General features: G+C 39.2%; 22 protein-coding genes. 1 reads left to right on the forward strand and 21 read right to left on the reverse strand.

The features are described 5' to 3' along the window. Window positions 1-146 precede the first annotated feature (146 nt). From guaD to LKD20_RS04240, 7 genes are all read right to left on the reverse strand, one after another. Complete coding sequence (gene guaD / locus LKD20_RS04210) at window positions 147-1,436, reverse strand: guanine deaminase (RefSeq protein WP_227720998.1); 1,290 nt, start codon at window positions 1,434-1,436, stop codon at window positions 147-149. A gap of 140 nt (window positions 1,437-1,576) precedes the next feature. After that, window positions 1,577-3,751, reverse strand: a complete 2,175-nt coding sequence (gene speC / locus LKD20_RS04215) for an ornithine decarboxylase (protein WP_227720999.1) — start codon at window positions 3,749-3,751, stop codon at window positions 1,577-1,579. 131 nt (window positions 3,752-3,882) lie between these two features. Further along, entirely contained in the window at window positions 3,883-5,406 is a 1,524-nt protein-coding gene (lysS, locus tag LKD20_RS04220; protein WP_227721000.1) for a lysine--tRNA ligase, read from the reverse strand. A gap of 29 nt (window positions 5,407-5,435) precedes the next feature. Continuing rightward, window positions 5,436-5,909, reverse strand: a complete 474-nt coding sequence (gene greA / locus LKD20_RS04225; RefSeq protein ID WP_105086162.1) for a transcription elongation factor GreA — start codon at window positions 5,907-5,909, stop codon at window positions 5,436-5,438. 126 nt (window positions 5,910-6,035) lie between these two features. Next, entirely contained in the window at window positions 6,036-7,022 is a 987-nt protein-coding gene (dusB, locus tag LKD20_RS04230; RefSeq protein ID WP_227721001.1) for a tRNA dihydrouridine synthase DusB, read from the reverse strand. Between the two features lie 94 nt (window positions 7,023-7,116). Then, a complete protein-coding gene (locus tag LKD20_RS04235) occupies window positions 7,117-7,884 on the reverse strand; it encodes a type III pantothenate kinase (RefSeq protein WP_227721002.1) in 768 nt (255 codons plus the stop codon). A 9-nt stretch (window positions 7,885-7,893) separates the two neighbouring features. After that, on the reverse strand, window positions 7,894-8,868 hold the full coding sequence (locus LKD20_RS04240) for a biotin--[acetyl-CoA-carboxylase] ligase (RefSeq protein WP_227721003.1): 975 nt from the start codon (window positions 8,866-8,868) through the stop codon (window positions 7,894-7,896). 171 nt (window positions 8,869-9,039) lie between these two features. Here LKD20_RS04240 and LKD20_RS04245 point away from each other — a divergent pair, with 171 nt between their 5' ends. Then, window positions 9,040-10,383 carry a threonine/serine exporter family protein gene (locus LKD20_RS04245; RefSeq protein WP_227721004.1) on the forward strand — a complete coding sequence of 448 codons (1,344 nt, stop codon included), beginning with the start codon at window positions 9,040-9,042 and terminating at the stop codon, window positions 10,381-10,383. 51 nt (window positions 10,384-10,434) lie between these two features. On the opposite strand, the gene ftsH is transcribed toward LKD20_RS04245, so the two are convergent. The 14 genes from ftsH to LKD20_RS04315 form a co-directional block, all read right to left on the reverse strand. Continuing rightward, window positions 10,435-12,363, reverse strand: a complete 1,929-nt coding sequence (gene ftsH, locus LKD20_RS04250) for an ATP-dependent zinc metalloprotease FtsH (RefSeq protein WP_227721005.1) — start codon at window positions 12,361-12,363, stop codon at window positions 10,435-10,437. A gap of 88 nt (window positions 12,364-12,451) precedes the next feature. Further along, window positions 12,452-12,997, reverse strand: a complete 546-nt coding sequence (hpt, locus tag LKD20_RS04255; protein ID WP_005387234.1) for a hypoxanthine phosphoribosyltransferase — start codon at window positions 12,995-12,997, stop codon at window positions 12,452-12,454. 23 nt (window positions 12,998-13,020) lie between these two features. Further along, window positions 13,021-14,019, reverse strand: coding sequence for a tRNA lysidine(34) synthetase TilS (tilS, locus tag LKD20_RS04260; protein WP_105094748.1), 999 nt, complete (start codon window positions 14,017-14,019; stop codon window positions 13,021-13,023). Further along, window positions 13,988-14,884, reverse strand: coding sequence for a Ppx/GppA phosphatase family protein (locus LKD20_RS04265; protein WP_227721006.1), 897 nt, complete (start codon window positions 14,882-14,884; stop codon window positions 13,988-13,990). The genes tilS and LKD20_RS04265 overlap by 32 nt, the downstream gene beginning before the upstream one ends. Before the next feature lie 94 nt (window positions 14,885-14,978). Beyond that, the gene (locus LKD20_RS04270) at window positions 14,979-15,380 is read right to left on the reverse strand and encodes a S1 RNA-binding domain-containing protein (protein WP_105090280.1); all 402 of its coding nucleotides are present in this window, start codon (window positions 15,378-15,380) and stop codon (window positions 14,979-14,981) included. Between the two features lie 69 nt (window positions 15,381-15,449). Next, window positions 15,450-15,782 carry an FtsB family cell division protein gene (locus tag LKD20_RS04275; RefSeq protein WP_227721007.1) on the reverse strand — a complete coding sequence of 111 codons (333 nt, stop codon included), beginning with the start codon at window positions 15,780-15,782 and terminating at the stop codon, window positions 15,450-15,452. A gap of 164 nt (window positions 15,783-15,946) precedes the next feature. Continuing rightward, window positions 15,947-16,894 (reverse strand): L-lactate dehydrogenase, encoded by a 948-nt coding sequence (locus tag LKD20_RS04280; protein ID WP_227721008.1) that lies wholly within the window; start codon window positions 16,892-16,894, stop codon window positions 15,947-15,949. 232 nt (window positions 16,895-17,126) lie between these two features. Continuing rightward, on the reverse strand, window positions 17,127-17,363 hold the full coding sequence (locus tag LKD20_RS04285; protein WP_005387228.1) for a GlsB/YeaQ/YmgE family stress response membrane protein: 237 nt from the start codon (window positions 17,361-17,363) through the stop codon (window positions 17,127-17,129). 10 nt (window positions 17,364-17,373) lie between these two features. Continuing rightward, window positions 17,374-18,180, reverse strand: coding sequence for a hypothetical protein (locus tag LKD20_RS04290; protein ID WP_024066856.1), 807 nt, complete (start codon window positions 18,178-18,180; stop codon window positions 17,374-17,376). Window positions 18,181-18,306: 126 nt separating this feature from the next. Then, window positions 18,307-18,780 carry a 2-amino-4-hydroxy-6-hydroxymethyldihydropteridine diphosphokinase gene (folK, locus tag LKD20_RS04295; protein WP_227721009.1) on the reverse strand — a complete coding sequence of 158 codons (474 nt, stop codon included), beginning with the start codon at window positions 18,778-18,780 and terminating at the stop codon, window positions 18,307-18,309. Further along, window positions 18,780-19,142, reverse strand: coding sequence for a dihydroneopterin aldolase (gene folB / locus LKD20_RS04300; RefSeq protein ID WP_005387223.1), 363 nt, complete (start codon window positions 19,140-19,142; stop codon window positions 18,780-18,782). The genes folK and folB overlap by 1 nt, the downstream gene beginning before the upstream one ends. Next, window positions 19,142-19,978 carry a dihydropteroate synthase gene (folP, locus tag LKD20_RS04305; protein WP_105086148.1) on the reverse strand — a complete coding sequence of 279 codons (837 nt, stop codon included), beginning with the start codon at window positions 19,976-19,978 and terminating at the stop codon, window positions 19,142-19,144. The genes folB and folP overlap by 1 nt, the downstream gene beginning before the upstream one ends. Continuing rightward, window positions 19,971-20,540, reverse strand: coding sequence for a GTP cyclohydrolase I (folE, locus tag LKD20_RS04310; protein ID WP_005387220.1), 570 nt, complete (start codon window positions 20,538-20,540; stop codon window positions 19,971-19,973). Before folE ends, folP begins: the two co-directional genes overlap by 8 nt. 8 nt (window positions 20,541-20,548) lie before the next feature. Continuing rightward, window positions 20,549-22,105 carry an ABC-F family ATP-binding cassette domain-containing protein gene (locus LKD20_RS04315; protein WP_105086147.1) on the reverse strand — a complete coding sequence of 519 codons (1,557 nt, stop codon included), beginning with the start codon at window positions 22,103-22,105 and terminating at the stop codon, window positions 20,549-20,551. Window positions 22,106-22,161: the final 56 nt, after the last annotated feature.

The raw sequence follows: 22,161 nt of genomic DNA on the forward strand, positions 1-22,161 counted from the left end.
TTTATACATCTTTTTATTATACACCACGGGCATTGATGCGCAACATGAGGTCAAAATAAAACAGGTAGCTTGCATGATATACAAACTACCTGCTATGGATACTATGTAAATTCTTTTTTATTGCCAGCTTTAATACAGGTTAACTATTAACCTTGAAAACCTTGAGGATTCAGTAATACCTGTCCCGCTACATAGCGCTCAACGATATGTCGATCATCACCAACATATAACCAACGCTCTAACCTCTCCTCTAAGGTGCGTTCATTCGGGTCAAATAGTGATGTATCATCAATGATAAGGGCATCTAGTTCACAGCCTTTTTCAAAGCTACCAACCTTACCAAAGAACTTACCTCCACCCTTTGTAGCCATATAGAAGGCTTCACTTAATGTGAGGGGCGCATAATTTGAATCCACTTCCACCCATTTCATCTTAGATAATCCAATTGCTTCTGTAAGAACCTTCGCCATTGATACAATATGACCGCCTGAGATATCAGAACCTAAACCAATCGGTATATTCCGTTTCATTAGCTTACGAATCGGTGCAATACCACTTGATAGATTTACATTGGAATATGGGCAATGCGATACCATAGTTTGTGTTTCAGCCATACGATCCATCTCGATATCACTTAAATGAATGCAATGAGCCATTACCGTTGGCGTCCGCCCCATCAATTTATGTTCATAATACACATCTGTATAATTTGGTGACTCAGGATGTAATGCTCCTACCCAATCAATTTCACCGTGATTTTCAGATAAATGGGATTGAACTGGTACTTTGTACTCTTCTGATAATGTGCCAAGACCATCCATTAATTCGCTCGTACAAGATGGTACAAAACGAGGGGTAATAATAGGTTTTACCAATGGACCAAATTGAGCCGATGCCTCTAACCAGTCTTTCGTATCCGCTAAGGATTGACTTGTTTCTTCAATCAAGAAATCTGGACTATTGCGGTCCATATTGACCTTGCCTACATAGGCAGATAATCCAGCTTTTTGTAAAAGTTCCATCAACACTAATGTGCTCTCTTTATGGATAGTGCCGAACAATATGCTTCTAGTAGTCCCATTGCGCCATAAGTCTTGTACAAAGGCACCATATACTAGCCGTGCATAATCTAGATTACTAAACTTTGCCTCCTCAGGAAATGTATAGGTTTCTAACCAAGGTAAAAGTTCTTTATCCATCCCAAGGCCACGATTACAATACTGTGGAGCATGTGCATGTGTATCTACAAAGCCTGGAATAATGAGATTATCACCATAATCAGTAACCTCACAATCTGCATAGGCTGGTGGAATACTTTCACCACAATATACAACTACACCATCTACGGCAATGATATAGCCATGTTGAATCGATATAAATTCTGAAGGACGCGATGTATATAAGATATTCCCTTTTAAAATAACTGTCGAATTCATATAACCTCCTCGCGTAATTAGAGCCCTAAAATGCTAAGCTCATATAACACGCTAGTTTTTTCTTTAATAGACTATGCTATATGATTCATAGTATATGCTATTTAAATAGCAAAGTGAATGATGAACGCCACAGTCATAATTTACATCTCATATTCTTTTTTCAATACATAGCCATATGCTTGTTTATGCCCATTCGATTGTTCAGTAATGTATACACCTTGTATTTCTGGCGCAAAGCCAGGCAACTGATTGATGCCTTCCTCTAAGGCTAAGAAGTAGTCACAAGCAGTCTTAGACCAACGCTCTCCAGGTTGCACGCATAATACACCAGGTGGGTACGGTAGAGCTCCTTCAAGAGCAATGCGACCTTCTGCCTCGCGTAGCGGTACTAATTCCCCCTTGTTACGTTGGAACTCAAAGTTTGCCTCTTGTGGATTCATGACATAGTCTGGGAAATATTCACGAGAAAATAGCCGTTGTTGTAAGAGGCTTACATTTCTAGACTTATAAAAATCATGCATTTCTTGACATAGCTGACGAATACTATAACCTTTATATTTCTCTATATGACTATAGTAAATAGATGGCAACACTTCTTTCATCGGTGCATCTCGGTCTATGAGATTTTCAAAGCGAACGAGTTCCTCCACGAGTGCATCCATCTTATGCTTAGATTCTGCTGGTGTCATAAGAAATAAGATCGTATTTAAATCACATTTTTCAGGAATGATTCGATTTTCCCGTAAATAATTAGCAAGAATATTAGCAGGAATACCAAACGCTTCATATTCTCCGGTCTCTACATTAATTCCTGGTGTAATCAACTGGAATTTACAAGGATCGATAAAATACTGCCCCTTACCATAGCCCTTAAATGAATGCCATTTCGCTTCTGGTTCAAAGGCAAAATAATTTACATCTTCCGCCATGACCTGTGTATTTCCGTCTTCCCATTTTTTGCCATGCACTATCGGTGGTACTAATGGACGGAGATATTTGCATTGCTTCAACACAGCTTTACGAGCATCAATAGCAACTTCAACACACTCACGCCACAGGTTTTGTCCCAACTCACCTTCATGGATTTTAGCATTTACATCGAGAGAGGCAAATAAGGGGTAAAATGGCGAGGTTGACGCGTGCATCATAAAGGAGTTGTTAAAACGTTTATGATCTACATAACGGTCTTGCCCCTTTATATGACTATCCTTCTTATGAATTTGAGAGGTTTGAGAAAAACCTGCTTGTTGCTTATGTACCGATTGGGTTACTAAAATCCCAGGATCATTTGGACCTAACTCTAATAATAGGGGACTACAATCTTTCATCATAGGAATAAACTGTTCATATCCGACCCAAGCAGAGTCAAAGAAAATATAATCACAAAGATGACCAATTTTATCTAATACTTGGCGTGCATTATAAATTGTACCATCATAGGTGCCTAATTGAATGACGGCTAGCCGGATAGGACGTTTGGCTCGAGCTTTTTCAGGCGATTTTTCTGCAATCAAAGATCGAATATAACTTTCATCAAAACAATGATCTAAAATACCGCCAATGGACCCAAAAGGATTGCGCGCTGTCTCAAGATATATAGGGGTAGCACCAGACATAACAAGACCACCATGGCAGATGGATTTATGATTATTCCGATCATATAAGATAATATCGCCCGGTGTTAACAGAGCATTAAGTACTACCTTATTCGCTGAAGATGTACCATTTAACACAAAATAGGTCTTATCAGCATTATAGACTTTAGCTGCATGCGCTTGCGCATCATAAGCATAGCCTTCGTGAATTAAAAGATCTCCTAACTTTACATCCGCATTACAAAGGTCTGCTCTAAAAATATTCTCTCCAAAGAAATTGTAGAAAGCGCGACCTGTAGGATGTTTATAGAAAAACTGACCGCCTTGATGTCCTGGGCAATCAAATTGCGAATTTTGATTCCCTACATAATCAGATAAAGCCTTGAAAAATGGTGGTAAAATGGAATTTTCATAGCTTGCTACAAGCTTTTCTATCTCTGATTTGCAGTCGTCCATATTGGTAGAGGAAAACTCTATAATAGATGCTATACGATCCTTATAAAAGGATATATCCTTAGATTCATCAAATCTTAGGAGAATAACAGGTATACCAAAGGTATGAATTTGATTATTATTGATAAGTTCTAAGTCACAATCGCCAATGACAACGGCACCGACATCTATAAAATCTGTATCACAAACAGGAACACATATACGACCCTCTATAGAGCTAATTTGGGATTGTACGGAATCAGATAAGGCAACCTTCAAATGTTTCACAGCCTCCTCCTTTCGTAACTATGTATCACACTCGATATATAATCAACACATATGGAATAAAACATAGTATAAAACATATAACGAATAAAAAGGCTCCCTACTCAAAGAATAGGGAGCCTTTTAGTTTTAGATTATTCAGCTGCTTCTTCTTCAGCTTCAATATGCTTAGGAGCTTCTGGTTTCATCAATGGGAACAACAATACATCGCGGATGGATGCAGAGTCTGTTAAGAACATAACAAGACGGTCGATACCAACACCTAAACCAGCTGTTGGAGGTAAACCGTATTCAAGAGCTGTAACGAAGTCTTCATCCATACGGTGAGCTTCATCATCACCAGCTTCACGTTCTTTCAATTGATTCAAGAAACGTTGTTTTTGGTCGATTGGGTCATTTAACTCGGAGAAGCCATTTGCCAACTCACGGCCATAAATGAATGCTTCAAAACGTTCTGTAGCCAATGGATTTTCACGACTTGCTTTAGCAAGTGGAGAAATTTCTTTTGGATGACCATATACGATAGTTGGTTGAATCAAGTTTTCTTCTACATAATCTTCGAAGCAAAGATTTAAGATTTTACCAATACCATCATTTTCTGTGTATTCTACATTTAAGCGATCTGCAATAGCACGAGCTTCTTCTACAGTAGTAACTGCATCAAAGTCTTCACCAGTGTATTTTTTTACACCTTCAGCCATTGTGATACGATTCCAAGGTGGAGTCAAATTGATTTCTGTACCTTGGTATGTAATTTCTTGTGTACCGAGAACTTCTTGAGCACAGTAGGACACAAGGTTTTCTGTTAAGCGAATTGCATCTTCTACATCGCCATAAGCTTGGTAGGATTCAATAGTAGTGAATTCTGGGTTATGACGATTATCGATACCTTCGTTACGGAAACAACGGTTCATTTCGAATACGCGGTCCATACCACCAACGATCAAGCGTTTGAGGTACAATTCTGGTGCAATACGCATGTAAATATCGATATCAAGCGCATTGTGGTGAGTGATGAATGGACGTGCAGCAGCACCACCAGGGATAGCATGCATCATTGGTGTTTCTACTTCCATAAAGCCATCACGCATCATGTATTCGCGAATCTTAGCAACGATTTGAGAGCGTTTTACAAATGTATCACGCACTTCAGGATTTACAATTAAATCAACATAACGTTGACGGTAACGAAGTTCTGTATCCTTTAAACCATGCCATTTTTCTGGTAATGGACGTAAAGATTTAGATAACAAAGTTAATTTGTTAACTTTAATTGTAACTTCTCCTGTATGAGTTTTAAATACGTGACCTTCAACACCGATAATATCACCGATATCAAGCATTTTTACGTATTTATAAGCATCTTCACCCAATACATCTTTGCGGAAATATACTTGAATATCGCCGGATTTATCACGCATATTCGCAAATGCTGTTTTACCATGGGAACGGATTGTCATCAAACGGCCTGCAATAACTACAGGTTGACCGTCATATTTCAAGAAGAAGTCATCTTTAATGTCTTTTGCATTATCTTTTACAACAAAACGTTGACCAAATGGATAGATACCATCCGCTTCGTATTCAGCCAATTTGTCGCGGCGAATTTGCATTTGCTCATTCAGCTCTTCTTGTACATTTTTAATTTCTTCACTCATGTTATCGCCTCTTCGTCAGTAAATGTAAATTATTGGATTGCTAACACTTTGAATGTAACAGGACCATCTGGTGTGGAAACTTCTACTTCATCACCTTTACGTTTGCCCAAAATAGCTTTACCTACAGGAGATTCGTTAGAGATACGATTGTTAAATGGATCCGCTTCAGAGGAACCAACGATAACATATTCTAATTCATCATTGTACATTGTATCTAATACAGTTACTTTGCTACCTACGGATACAACATCACCTTTTACGGATTCGTCGATGATTTTCGCAGTGTTAATTTTATTTTCAAGCTCTACAATATGACCTTCGATGAAAGCTTGTTCATTTTTTGCATCGTCATATTCAGAGTTTTCACTGATATCGCCATATTCAATAGCAGTCTTAATACGTTCAGACACTTCAATACGACGTACAGATTTATAATACGTTAATTCTTCTTCTAATTTCTTTAAACCTTCGGCGGTAAGTAATGTTTCTTTTACGTCTGCCATGGGTACCCCACTCTTTCTACATATAAATAAAATAAGAAAAAAGTGCCATAGTAAGATGACACCTTATCTTTTATTTCTAAATTATCTCAACCATTATATAAAAATACTGTACATTTGTCAATCTGACTACATTTCAGACAGTATTTTACGATATGATTCTAGCTCATTGTGAAAGCTTGTTACGGTATGAATTGTATTCACACGATTGCGCCAATATGCAGATTCAGGGAGTCCCTTCATATACCAGCCTGCATGAGTTCGTATTTCCTTAACGGCCATACTCTCCCCCTTATATTGACACAATAGATCAAAATGCTTTAACAACATATCGAGACGTTCAATATCAGTTGGCGCCGGTAACACTTCACCGGTCTCTAAATAATGGTGAATGCGACCGAAGATCCAAGGATTGCCCTGTGCACCACGCCCTACCATTACAGCATCACATCCTGTTTCATCGAGCATGCGCTTCGCATCCTCTGGTTCCACGATATCACCATTGCCAATTACAGGTACAGACACAGCCTCCTTTACAGCCTTAATATAGGACCAGTCCGCATGGCCACTGTACATCTGTTCCTTTGTACGACCATGTACAGCAATAGCTGCGACTCCCGTAGATTCAATGCGCTTTGCAAAGTCTACTACATTGATGGATTCACTATCCCAACCAATGCGCATTTTCACCGTTACAGGTACATCGACAGCCTTAACTGCCGCCTCTGCTACGCGTGCCGCCAAATCAGGATTTTTCATAAGTGCAGAGCCATCCCCTGAGGAAACAACTTTTTTAACAGGACAACCCATATTGATATCTACAATATCTGCACCCGCATCAGCTACAACCTTTGCACCGATGGCAATCGCCTCTGGATTAGAACCGAAGATTTGCATAGAAACAGGACGTTCCAGATCTTCAAGGCGCAACAATTCATGAGTGCGCTCATTTTTATATTTAATGCCCATAGCACTTACCATTTCGGTACATACCAAGGCAGCGCCATATTCTTTGGCCAGTAAACGATAGGCAATATCGCTAACCCCAGCCATTGGCGCTAATATGGCTTGACCATCAATTTTGACGGATCCTATTTGCCATTGTTTATTGTTCATATAATTCTATATCCCCTAACAAAAAGGGTACAGCATAAGCTGTACCCGAATGTACACTACTTTGTTACCTATACGTAACTATATTATAGTAGCATTATTTATTTCTTTCGTAAATAAGGCGTAAGCCTTCTAATGTAAGCATAGGCTCTACATGGTCAATGCAGTCTGTAGCGCTGCTGATAAGCTGTGCTAAACCACCTGTAGCCACAACGGTTACTTGTCCGCCCATTTCAGCTTTCATACGAGATACTAGACCTTCTACTTGGCCTACGTAACCATAAAACATACCAGATTGCATAGAAGATACGGTGTTGCGACAAATCACTTGACCAGGATCTCTGACATCGATACGTGGCAATTTAGCAGCTCGTTGGAATAAAGCCTCCGCAGAAATTGTAACACCTGGAGTAATTACACCGCCCATATAATCGCCATTACCTTGAACTGCACAATAGGTTGTAGCCGTACCAAAGTCGATAATGATTAAATCACCTTTATATTGTTCATGTGCAGCCACAGCATTTACGATACGGTCAGCCCCTACTTCACGAGGATTATCATACTTAATAGCGATACCAGTCTTAGTACCAGGTCCAACAATGAGAGGATTTACATTAAAATAACGTAAACATACCCGTTCTAATGTAGGCATCAACGGTGGCACAACTGAAGAAATGATAATATCTTTAATATCTTTCACATCAACCTTGCGATCGTGGAAGAATAAATTCATCATCAACATGCCATATTCATCAGTGGTCCGAACGCGATCCGTGGAAATACGCCAGTGACCTACAAGCTCTGTCTTGTCGTATACACCGAGAACAATATTGGTGTTCCCCACATCAATTACTAATAACATGAATGCCTCCTATTTGCGCGGACGAATTGACACGTCCCCTGCCACAATACGTTTAACTGTCCCATCAGGGATTCTTACTAGTAAGTTACCATCTTCATCAATATCTGTAGCTACCCCTTCATAGGTATTTCCTGGTGCTCTCACTTCAATTTCTTCGCCAAGGGTTACCGATAATTGGCGCCATTCATTTAATGTTTCCTCAAAGCCACTATCGAGGACTTCATAATATTGATGTTCTAAGGATTCCAAAATAATTTTAAAAGCTTCTGTCCGTTCAATATCAATGCCTTCCATTGTTAATGACGTAGCAATTAACTTCAATTCTTCTGGAAGTTCTTCTTGTTTAGTCTTTACATTGACACCTATGCCCATAACAATATAGGAAATTTCCTCCATAGAGCCGGACATTTCTGTCAAAATACCAACTAATTTACGACCATTTACAAGGATATCATTTGGCCATTTAATACCTGCATCTGTAAGGCCCATTTTATGAAATGCCTTTGTTAATGCCACGGCAGCCATCAATGTACACTTCGGTGCTTCTACTGGTGCAAAGTCAGGGCGTAAAATGAGACTAAACCATAGACCTTTTCCGAATGGAGAATACCATCCACGAGACAAACGACCGCGACCAGCAGCCTGTTCCTCTGTAACAACAACCGTGCCTTCTTCTGCACCTTGTTGTGCTAAGCGACGAGCTTCTAGGTTTGTAGATTCGGTAGTGTCCATATAGACATACCGTTTACCAAATACATCTGTTTTTAAGATTTGCTTCATTGCTAATGGACTCAACAAATCAGGTTCCTCCAATAATCGATACCCCCTCTTGGTATAAGATTCTATTTTGTAGCCTTTTTGACGTAATGCTTTGATATGCTTCCAAATAGCTGTGCGCGAAACATGACACGCTTCCGACATATCTTGTCCCGATACGAAACTACCTTGGTTTTGTCTCAAGAATTCTAATACTTCATCACGCATAGTTTAGAGCCCCTTTCTTTGTCAACCTAGGTTTACAATTCGATTGTACAAGTGTACCCTATAAAATGCAAGGATTATTTAAAATAATTAATGGTATAATACATGTAGTATTAAGTTATACCTTATGTAAAAGATAACAATAGTATGGTCTATCATTATCTGGGGAGATATATGCAACAATTTACATTAGAAGAAAAAAATGAAGTTCTAGAGAACCCATTTATCCATATTCACAGAAAACTTGATGTCCTATTAAACATAGGCAAGTTGCTTATGGAATGTGGTGCTGATACAAATCGGATTATTGAAGAGATGTTAAAAGCTGCCACATTTATGGGTATTCCTCATAATTACTTAAATATTCATATTTCATATACTACCATCATGGTGAATCTATTGCATAAAGAACGTTCCATAACAGTTTTTAGAAAAACACCAGTTCATGTTCCCAATATGGCCATGATCAATGCCGTATCTAAACTCACATGGCGCGCCTTCGAACGACATTACTCGCTCACAACCTATGAACAGCTCATTTCAAAATTAGATTCTACTATACCTGTATATCCTGATTGGATAAAAGGTATTGCATGTGCCCTAGGTTCTGCAGGGCTCGCCTTTCTATATAGTGGTGATATGATAGCTTTTATAGTAACAATTATTTGTTCTCTAATCGGCTATTTCACACGTACTCTATCCGTGCGTTTAGGCTGTAATGAGTATGTAGGTATTGCATTAGGTGGATTTGCCGCTATGGTTTCTGCCTACGGTTTCTATTCACATATTGAACAGGATTCATTAGTTTATGTTCTTGTATGCTGTACCTTATTTATGATTCCAGGCGTACCGCTTATTAATGCCGTCATTGATACAATAAACAATCATATCTTATCGGGTATTACACGAGCCATTAGAACAATTCTCATCGTAGGTAGTATGACCTTAGGTATGGCCATGGCCTTATACTTTAATCCAATGCCTGCATTTAGTTTTGTAGACATTAAACCTCATGTACTATCCATTGAACAGATTATAGGTTCTTTTATGGCCGCTGCGTCATTCGCTGTTTTATTTAATGCTCCTGTACGCCTCTTGCTCTCAATCGGTATTGGCGGTGTATTATGTGTCTTTATTCGCAATTTACTAGCTGTTGAATTGGGATTCTCTATTGCTGGGGCCACCTTTGTAGGGGCCGCCGTGATGAGCATTATTTATGTAAAAGTTTCTACCTGGCTTAAAACATCTAGTACGATCATTATCGTTCCGTCTGCTATCGCATTAATGCCAGGGATTCTATATTATCGTTTTCTATTCGATATTCTTCACATCAATGCACTCAATGAATCTGGACTTGTTTATATGGTGCAGAATGGCGTAACAGGTATTTTAACCATCGTTGGCATCGCTGTCGGTGTGGCCATACCGCATGTATTAGCACAGAAATACTTAAAATCACTTAAGGAACGTCGCATACAAGAATATTTAGCAACCCGTCACATCCATGATGGACAATAAAAAAGAGCTGGTCTCCAAGGAGATCAGCTCTTTTTATTTGGACAGTATCCATTATTTAATTTCGTTAGAAGGTGTTTCACTAGGCGCTTCCACTGTAGAAGTGTGCTCATTAGCATCTACAACCTCTGGCACTACAATACCTACCGCTTCTAACGTAGCTTTAGGTTCCTCTATTTCAGGGGCTTTCGTTGTACCATATTTGTAAAGATTATCTACTGCTTTCGCATCGATTGTTTCTTCCTCTAATAAAGCATTTGCCATATCATGTAAGAATTTCTCGTTATCGCTAAGAAGTTTTGTTACATCTTTATAAGCTTCTTCAACAATGCGATGAATTTCAGCATCGATTTTTGCAGCAATTTCTTCACTGTAGTTGCGTTCATGGCCAAGGTTTTTACCCAAGAATACTTGTTCTTGTTGTTCACCAAATACGATAGGACCAAGCTCATCGCTCATGCCCCAACGCGTTACCATGGCGCGTGCTGTATTCGTTACACTTTGAAGGTCACCAGAAGCACCTGTACTGATTTCATCCAAAATCAAGGCCTCTGCCACACGACCACCAAGAGCTACGCGAATATCCGCTAATAATTGAGATTTTGTTTTGTAGTTTTGTTCCTCTGTAGGAAGCATCATAGTGTAACCACCTGCTGCGCCACGAGGAATGATTGTTACCTTATGAACAGGATCTGCATGAGGCAACAAATGTGCCACAATGGCATGACCAGATTCATGGTACGCTGTTAACTTGCGATCCTTATCACTCACAATGTGACTGCGGCGTTCAGGACCCATGCTAACCTTTTCACTAGCTTCTTCAACTTCAGCCATAGTGATTACTTTTTTGTTAAGACGAGCCGCTAATAGAGCCGCTTCGTTTAACAAGTTACTTAAGTCGGCACCAGTAAAGCCTGGAGTTTTCTTAGCAATTGTTTTTAAGTCTACATCGTCAGCTAATGGCTTGTTACGAGCATGTACTTTCAAGATGGCTTCACGACCGCGTAAGTCTGGACGACCTACGATAACTTGACGGTCAAAACGACCTGGGCGCAATAGCGCTGGGTCAAGAATATCTGGGCGGTTTGTAGCTGCGATGGTAATAATACCTTCGTTGGCACCGAAGCCATCCATTTCAACGAGCAATTGGTTCAATGTTTGTTCACGTTCATCGTGACCACCACCAAGACCTGCGCCACGTTGGCGACCAACCGCATCAATTTCGTCGATGAAGATAATACATGGCGCATTCTTTTTCGCTTGTGTAAAAAGATCACGTACACGAGATGCACCAACACCTACGAACATTTCTACGAAATCAGAACCGGAAATCGTAAAGAATGGTACACCTGCTTCACCAGCAACAGCTTTAGCAAGCAATGTTTTACCTGTACCTGGAGGTCCCGCTAATAATACGCCTTTCGGAATTTTAGCACCGATAGCTGTAAATTTGCCTGGATCCTTCAAGAATTCTACTACTTCTTCTAATTCTTGTTTTGCTTCTTCCGCACCTGCTACATCTTTGAAGCTAACCTTTACATTACCTTCACCCATCAATTTAGCACGGCTTTTACCAAAGTTCATCACTCGGCCACCGCCACCTTGTGTTTGTTGCATAATGAAGAAGAACAACACTACCAAGATGATAATAGGAATAGCAGAACCTAAAAGGCTCATCCACCAAGCTGGTTGCTCAGGTGGGGCTGCTGTAATTTCTACGCCATTATCTTGTAATGTTTTGATTAATGTTTCATCACTTGGCGCATAAGAATTGAATTCTGTTCCATTTTTTAGTTTACCTTTAATACCATGATCATTGGTAATCGTTACGGACTCAACCTTTTTCTGTTGTACTTGTTGAATAAATCCTGTGTAACTTAATTCAGATTTATTCGCACTTTGACCAGAGAAAGCGTCAATGGCGATAACGAAAGCGGCAATGATAAGTAAGTAAAGGACGATATTTTTTGTAAATCGACCCAAAAGATTACCCCTTTCAATAATAATTTACTTGTATAAACGAATTGAGTACATCTCATTAAGAGATGCACTCATATATTATATCATATTTTTAATTTTGATACATTTCTTCCTTTAAAATACCGATATATGGTAAGTGACGATATTTTTCAGCGTAGTCTAAACCATAACCGATAACGAAGTAATCAGGAATGATAAAACCTACATAGTCAACTTCTACGTCCATTTTACGGCGCTCAGGTTTATTTAATAACGCTGCAAGACGTACGCTTTTAGCGCCACGAGCATGTAAATTTTCTAGCAAGTAATGCAATGTCGTACCAGTATCAACGATATCCTCTACAACGAGTACATGTTTACCCTCTACAGAGCGATCCAAATCTTTTAGAATTCGAACTACCCCTGTACTAGTTGTGCCACTACCATAGCTAGAGCAAGAAATAAAATCAAAACTTACATCTACGCTATCATCAATAGCGCGAGCTAAGTCTGTAAAGAAAACGATGGCTCCCTTTAACACCCCTACGAGCACTACAGATTCATTTTTATAGTCTTCGCTAATTGCTTTACCTAACTCGGCTACACGAGCCTGTAATTGTTCTGCTGTATATAAAATCTCTTTTGCGTCTTGATGCATCTATATGACCTCCACGATTCATATTAATGTTTGCAATATACCTTTATTGTATCACATTGAGCGATTACTTTTATACTTTTTATAGTGAAAGTTTTCTTTTCCCCTGTGTTAACAATGTCCAGTAATTGCTCTTGATGAGCTGATGTAAGCGTTAGATCAGAGTCAATGGTACTTACTAAACGCTGCCATAATCTCCGCTGTATTGCCAGTGGCTCCTGTCTCAAGGCACGGCGAGAGATTCTCACCTCGTCATCACCAATCGACACTAATTTATCAAAGGTTCTAGACGTTAAATCAGAGATAACCATTACATCTTCATTTACAGAACTTCCTAGTCGAACTATGGCATCTACCACAGCAGGGTTAACGGCTTCCAATTCAGGTATAATGCGATGACGAATCCTATTTCGTTGGTATCGTACATCCTCATTCGTAGAATCTACACAATACGAAATATGTTTTGTCCCTATATAGGCTAGTAGGTCTTCTTTTGTTACGTCTAACAGCGGTCTAACTACAGGAATAGCATATTCAGATTGTACTACAGACATGCCAGTTAAACCATTTAGACCAGAACCCCTAATGATATGTGCCAAAATCGATTCTGCTTGATCATCTTTGTGGTGAGCTACTGAAATATAATCATACCCCTCAGACTGGGCAATTTCATTTAACCATTGATAACGTACTTGGCGGCCTATAGTTTCTTCAGATTTTTTATGTTCCTTACTTAGGCGCGGTACATCAAAGGTAGCGGAATAAAATGGCAGACCTAATTCTTCCACTTGATGTTGGAGCCACAAGACCTCCTCCTTACTTTCAGGGCGAATACAGTGATCCACAATGGCTACACCTATTTTGTACGTTGTATGACGATGCGTAGCAATATCTTGTAACAAATACAATAGAGCCATTGAATCGGGGCCACCAGAGCAAGCTACTAGAATTCGACTATTTTCAGGAAATAGATTATGTGATTTTAAGGTGTGATTAATGGTTCGAATAAGTTCTTTCACATTCACGAGCCATCGCCTCCATACCATCTTGGTCGCTCACAAATACATGAGGAACCTCATAAGCATCCATAAAGGACGTTAAAATTTCTGCACCAGCTACGATGATATCGGCACGTCCTGCAGGTAAACCTTTTACGTGTAATCGCTCATCGCGACTCATGTAACGTAAGTTTAGAATGATGCCCTCTACTGTTTCACGACTTAATTTATGACCTTGTACCTTCGTACCATCATAGTTTTCAAGGCCTAAATCAATGGCCGCTAGCGTCGTTAGCGTACCACCGATACCAATGAATTCACCAAATTCACCTTGAATCATCATGGGATCCCAAAGGAATCGAGTTTCTTCCCATACTCGTTGAGGACCTTCATCAGACATAGATTGAAGGCGTACAGCCCCTACAGGATAAGATCGGCTCCAGTAAACGCCGTCCTTATTGCCTAATGCTAGCTCTGTACTACCGCCACCGATATCGATAGTTGTATAGTGACGACCATCATTCAACTGATCTCCTAAGGCACCATTAAAGCCATAAATAGCCTCTTCATCGCCCGTGAGAATACGCCATTCCATCGGACAATGTTCGCTAATGCGGTCCATAAATTCAAGGCCATTAGATGCTTCACGAACAGCGCTCGTTGCAAAATCAAAGCAGCATTCCACCCCATATTGGTCTGCTAGTTTTTTTATTTCTGTAAAAGCTTGATAGGACGCTTCCATCGATTCAGTGCGCAATGTACCATCTGAATTACGTTGGCCTAAACGAGTAGTCCACAACTGTTTCGGCTCATAGTGCCATATATTATTTTCATAAGTAGCCAATAATAAGCGTACTGAATTTGATCCAATATCAATAATAGCTAACTTCATAATTGCTCCTTACATAATTAGTATGCCTCTAACACTATTATACTGTTAAGGCCTATACATAAGTAAAGAGATGGCTCAATGCCATCTCTCACTATTAATCTCGACGACCGCCTCGGCCTCCGCGTTTACCTTCTGTATTGCGTTTTAAATCGTGTAAGCGTTCATTGCTATCGCGCAAGAATGATTTCATCTTTGCTTCAAAAGCCTCTGTGCTTTGTTTAGATTGAACACGACGAGGACGTCGCTCTTCACTTGGTGTCTCTTTAGGTTGTGTTTGACGAATAGAAAGGCCGATTTTATTGCCTTCAATAGATAAAACCTTAACCTTTACTGGATCTTCAACCTTTAATACGGTATTAATATCTTCGACATACCCATGAGCTACTTCAGAAATATGAACTAGACCGGTTTGCTTCTCTCCTAAATCAACAAATACACCGAATTTTGTAATACCAGATACGGTACCATCAATAATGTTACCAACTTCGATTGCCATGCAACCTCCTAATTAATGCGGAAACCTCAAACTACAAACTAATGCGAATCTAAATTACTACAGTCAAACCTATTTTACATAAGGTACTTCACCAGGTTTTACAAGGCCGAGCTCCTCACGAGCCACCCCCTCAATGGTCTTTGGATCTTGTAACTTAGCCTTTTCCTGTTCTAATTCTTCATTTCGCTGTTTTAATTCTTGCAATTGTTGCTCAATATGTTGTTTTTCTTGATATACAGCCACCAAGCGATAGGCTTGCCCTAATAATAGCAGCACCATAATCCCTATACCAATTCGCTTGATCCACATGAGGATAATACGTTGATCCTGCGCTTTGCGATTAGGTCTAACCCGTTTGCGAGGCTTTTTTGGACGTTGTACTTCCATAGTGTCTTGAATCATAATATCCCCCAAAAATATTCATCATCTGTATACTGTCATTTTTTAATTATATCACAGAACCTCGTTAGGGACTAAATAAAATTATCTATAGTTTACCTTATATCTATCATATAGTTAAAAAGGTCTTATCAGAGATAGATTTATTAGTAACAGCTACTATGGCCTTATAAAGACTCTGCTTTATGAGCATATTCACGAATTACTGCACAAGACTTTTTAAATAAAGCTAATTCATCTTCAGCAAGCTTCAATTCAAATACATCTTCGATACCATCTTTGCCAATAACTGCTGGAGTCGATGCAAAAATTCCTTCTTCACCATATTGTCCATCTAGATAGCAAGAACATGGTAATACTTTCTTTTCATCATGGAATACAGCGCGAATTAATTCTGTGGTTGCACTGGCAATACCAAATTCAGTAGAACCTTTACCAGCCAATACATGGTAACCACCAATTTTTACATCATCTAGCACTTGAGTATGATCAAGTGTAGGGAATCTATGAGGCAATTCTTGTTGTAATTGTACTAACGGCTTTCCTTGTACATAAACATGAGACCATGGCACCATAGCACTACCGCCATGTTCACCTAAACAATAGGCTGTAATTGTACGGTTACTAATATTAAAAATGCGCGCCAATTCTTTTTGTAATCGCGCTGAATCTAAAGCTGTACCACTGGAAATAATATGTTTTGGATTCCAATTTAAATGTTTACATAAATAAGTAGCAACAACATCAGCAGGATTAGAAATAGAGATAATAAAACCATCAAAGCCAGACTTTTTAATTCGAGGAATAACATCCTTTAAAACCTCTACTGTATCACCAAGACTTTCTAAACGATCTTGATATAAATTTGGTAAAGGACCAGCGCTAAATACGAGAATATCACAATCCCCACAATCTTCAATAGGACCTGCAGTAGCTGTTACTTTATGAGGAATATAGCTAACAGCATCATTTATATCCATTGCTTGTGCTTTAGCTTTTTTCTCGTCAATATCCATCATATATAGTTCATCTACTTCACCTTGTAGAGCAAGAGAAAATGCTACATGAGAACCTACATGTCCAGTGCCAATAATACCTACTTTACGTAACTTCATAAGGGCCTCCTACGATTCGCACTAAAAGATATACATCTTCTAATACAATTCCACTTAAACCAGCGATTGCCATTATATGAATCGACAATGTTAAGTTATATTAAAACATATTGCTTGTAAAATACATAAACTATTATATACCTATTTTCTCATAGGTATATAAGAAAATAGATTTATAGCGATAAAAAAAGACTATTATAGGAAATCCTATAATAGTCCTTCTATTATATAGTTAGTCTCGTCCAGTAAAGAAGCTTACTACAGCAATCACTATAACTGCACCAACGATGGACGGAATTAATGCCATGCCTGCAAGACTTGGGCCCCAAGTACCAAGCAAAGCTTGACCTACAGAAGCCCCTACTAAACCAGCAATAACACGAAGAATAATCCCCATGCTTTGCGCCTTTTTAGTAATACGACCAGCTACAAAACCAATGAATCCGCCTACAATAATTGACCAAAGCATAATATACCTCCTATAAAGTCATCTCATCAAGATTAAGCGGGAATAAATCCTTATTCTCCATCACTTGCGGTGACTTTTCTAAATATTGTTTTCGCATTGACCATAAAATCTCTAAATCCTTTGGATCTAACTTGGACAATGCATATATCATCGTGAAGTCTGAACCATAATGGCCACGCAAGCTATCAGGTACTCCTTTGGGTCCTTCTCCACCTAGACGATTATTAAAGAACCCTTGAATACGGCGACTATCTAAATCAATGATAATAAACCCTGACGCATCATATACATACAATGTATGATTTATACGCTTTAAAGCTCGTACCGTATTCGTTATAAAATACTGGTCCTTCATGTCAATGAGGGATGACTCATAACCTGAATGGTAAAAGTCCCCATAATAATGAGCTCCTCTATCTGTAGATTCCAACAAATCCTTGAGTATGGATTGTTCTGGCCCACTAAAATCAGAGAAAGTTTTTACCATAGTAATCTCCCGTAAACCACGTTGGTAATTCTCGGTCTTCGGTGGCTCTATATGTTGACCACGAAAGGTAATAGGCATCAACCGAAGTGTATTATCAGCTAAATTATAAATACCATACCCTTCATAACCTAGAAAGTACACTTGTGAGTCGATGGACTTCATCGCTAATATTCGTTTTGAAATGATGGCATCACTAGAATTTACTAATGTATGCTCTTCTGGGTCTATGCGTACTGTTTTACTGTCGTAATTGCCACCTACTGCAAGCCAATAGGACAGCCCCACTACTATTAATGCTAGTATGCACAAACCGATACGTTTTATATTCATTTATACTCCCTATGAATCCCCAAGCATAAAACGTAATAATATATTGCCATTACAGTAAGTCCCTATTAATATAATCCCAATTCTAGGTATAACTGTAAATTTTATTTTTAATATCTTTGTGGATTTCTATGCCAAACTTAATGTAGCTAATCGCTCGCTAATTGACATACCCTTATAGGTAAAAGTTGGTAACAACTCATGTAAAGGTTCTAAGACAAAGGTTCTATCCCAAAAATAAGGATGCGGTATAGTTAGAGTTTCATCACAAATGGAAATCATAGAACCGACCTCATCAAAAGCCAAAATAATATCTAAATCTAATGTACGTGGTCCCCAGTGAATAAGTCGTTCACGACCAGCCTCTTGTTCTAAGGACTGAAGTACACTTAACATTTCATGAGGATTCAAAGTACTTTTACAAGACCACATGCCATTAATAAATGACGCCTGATCTGTATATCCCCAAGGTTCCGTTTCTATCAAAGAAGAACTAATAACCTCTGAAACGGTCTCATGCCCTTGTAATAGGTGAAAAGCGGAATTAATATAGCCTCTTTTATCACCTATATTTGAACCTACACTGATGTAATAGGTATACATCAAATTTGACCTCTTGTAGTGACAACCTCAACATAATCTAGGATACCAGCAATAGGTACAGATGGTTTGCGCACCGTTACAGATAAGCCAACAATACCTTGATAATGTTGGTATAAAGAGTCGGCAATAAGTGCACCTAAACGCTCTAATAAATTATGTTTTTCTCCAGTCATAACAGATTCTACAAGCTCATATACTTCTACATAATTGATAGAATCCTCTAACTGGTCACTTTGACCGGCCTTTGTAAGATCCGTAGTAATTTCAACATCTACAAAAAAGCGCTGTCCTTGCTCTTGTTCAGATGTCAAATTGCCATGGTATCCATAAAATGCCATGTTTTTTAAAACGATTTTATCCATTATTCACCTCGTAATAGGCCATCTGCTACGGCCAAGGCGCGTTTGTGCATTTTCACATTATGAACACGCACCATATCAACACCTTGGAATACACCCGTAATACAAGCCGCTACCGTGCCTTCATCGCGTTCTTCTGGAGGTAAACCGCCCAACATAGAACCGATAAAACCCTTACGGCTAGGCGCAAGTAAAATAGGGTATTCATAAGCCGTTAATTCGCCTAAACGTTGCATAACTTCAATATTTTGTTCTTCTGTTTTACCAAAAAATCCGATACCTGGATCAAGCCAAATTTGTTGTGGTGTTACACCAACCTTTAAGGCTTTATCTACAGCAAAGAAGAAGTATGCCTTCATATCTTCAATGATGTCACCATAGTTTGTATCATTACTATTGTGCATGATGATTACAGGTACCTTGTATTTTGCGGCTATTGCTGCCATATCAGGATCATAGTGTAAGCCCCAAATATCATTTAAAATATGAGCGCCCTTTGAAAGTGCATAATCAGCAGTTTTAGCATGATAGGTATCGATAGATACAGGTACTGTAGATGCATGTAGTACAGGGTCTATCAATTGGGCTAAGCGTTCAATTTCTTCATCTGCTGTCAATGGTGTGCAACCAGGGCGCGTAGATTCTACGCCTAAATCAATGATATCAGCACCATCTTCAATCATTTGCGTTACATGTGCTGCTGCCGCTTCTGGAGTATTGAATTTACCACCATCAGAGAAAGAGTCAGGCGTACCATTTAGTATCCCCATAATAAGGGTACGATCGCACAAAGATAAACTTTTGCCATCATTCCATGTGTAATTTCTACGTTTAAACATTTGCCTGTCCTCCACCTAACATTGCCAACGCTTCATCTCGTAATGTGCCAGTCTCTGCTAGTACACCACGGCTTTCTAATGTAATAACCTTTGAATCTTGCTGCATGGTCCCTTTGATAAGCATACACAACTGAGTCGATGTAATGCGTACGAATACACCATGAGCAGATAAATCATTCATAATTGCATCTGCTAATTCTGATGCTAACCGCTCTTGTAGTTGCGGCCTCCGGCTAAGAATATTAACAATATCTTGAAACTTGCTAAGCCCTGCCACACACCCATCCTTAGGTTGGTACACAATATCCACGGTTCCAAAGAATGGCAACAAGTGGTGCTCACACATAGAGTAAAAAGGAATTCCTGTAACCGCTACAAGACCCTTATAATCAGTACTAAATGTTTCACCCCAGGCTGACTTTGTATCTAATCCTACGCCACTGAATAATTCACTATATAATTCTGTTACACGACTTGGTGTTTTCTCTAGCTCTGGCGCCTCAGTATCAACAGATAAAGCCGCTAAAAATTGCTTTATCCCGTCCTTTGCACGTTGATTCATCGGTCCTCCTAAACGATTTTCGTCGTCCAATCCTCAATATTCCAAATATCCGTAACCCAATCTTTATAAAATTCAGGTTCATGACTTACTAAAACGATAGTTCCTTTGAACTCACGCAAAGCACGACTCAGTTCTTCTTTTGCATAAATGTCCAAGTGATTCGTTGGTTCGTCTAATACGAGTACATTGTACTTATTTTGCATCAGTTTACATAAGCGAACCTTTGCATTCTCACCACCAGATAACACGCGCATTTGCGATGTAATATGCTCGTTAGTAAGGCCACAACGAGCAAGCGCTGCACGTACTTCTGCATTAGTCATTGCCGGATATTCATTCCAAATATAATCTAAGGCAGTTTCAGAATTGGATGGTGTATCTTCTTGAGCAAAATACCCAATTTGTAAGAAATCACCTTTTACCAACTCACCACTCACCGGTTTTAATAACCCTAAAATTGTTTTCAATAATGTCGTTTTACCTAGACCATTAACGCCACGAATAGCGATTTTTTTATTTCTTTCAATTTGAAAGTCTACTGGTCGAGTCAACGGTTCATCATAGCCTAATTCCAAACCAAAGGCCTCTACAATAAAACGACTTGGCGTACGGCCTTCTTTAAAACCAAAACTTGGTTTAATGTACTCTTTTGGCTTTTCCAAAATCTCCATTTTCTCTAACCGTTTAGCTCGAGAATTTGCCATACCACGCGTTGCTACACGAGCCTTATTGCGTTGGATAAAGTCTTCCATGCGCTCAATTTCTTGTTGTTGACGCTCATAAGCCTTAGCTGCTTGCGCTTTTTTCACTTCATAAGCCGCTTGGAACTGATGATAGTCGCCAGTATAACGCGTTAAAACTGCTTGCTCGATATGATAAATCACGTTGACTACGGAATTTAAAAACTCCATATCATGAGAAATCAAGATGAACGCATTTTCGTAGTTTTGTAAATAGTTTTGCAACCATTGGATATGCTCTACATCAAGATAATTTGTCGGTTCGTCCAAGAGCAAAATCGTCGGTTTTTCTAGTAAAAGTTTTGTAAGTAAAACCTTTGTACGCTGGCCACCGCTGAGCTCCGTAACATCTCGGTCAAGTCCAATATCCATAAGGCCCAAACCTGCAGCTGTACGCTCAATAACCGCATCAATTTCATAGAAGCCACGCTGCTCTAGAATTTCTTGCCACTCCCCTACTTGCTCGAGAAGCTTATTCATTTCATCTTCAGACACATCACCCATGCGATTGTACGCATCGTTAATGTTTTGCTCCATTACAAACAAATCATCAAAAGCTCGTTGCAATACGTCGCGAATGGTCATGCCCTTTTCGAGGACCGCATGTTGATCCAAATAACCTACAGTTACTTGATTGGACCATTCAATTTTACCTTCATCAGGAGGTATTTTGCCTGTAATGATATTTAGGAATGTAGACTTGCCTTCACCATTAGCACCAATTAACCCTACATGTTCACCTTTCAACAAGCGGAATGATGCATCATCTAAAATTTGTCGCGCTCCAAAACCATGGGTTACATTTGAAACGGTTAAAACACTCATATCTATCTCCACCGGAATAAAAGCCGTCTTGTTGAAGACGGCTTGTTTCATACTTA

The sequence above is a fragment of the Veillonella fallax genome, assembly GCF_020687175.1.
GTDB lineage: Bacteria > Bacillota > Negativicutes > Veillonellales > Veillonellaceae > Veillonella > Veillonella fallax.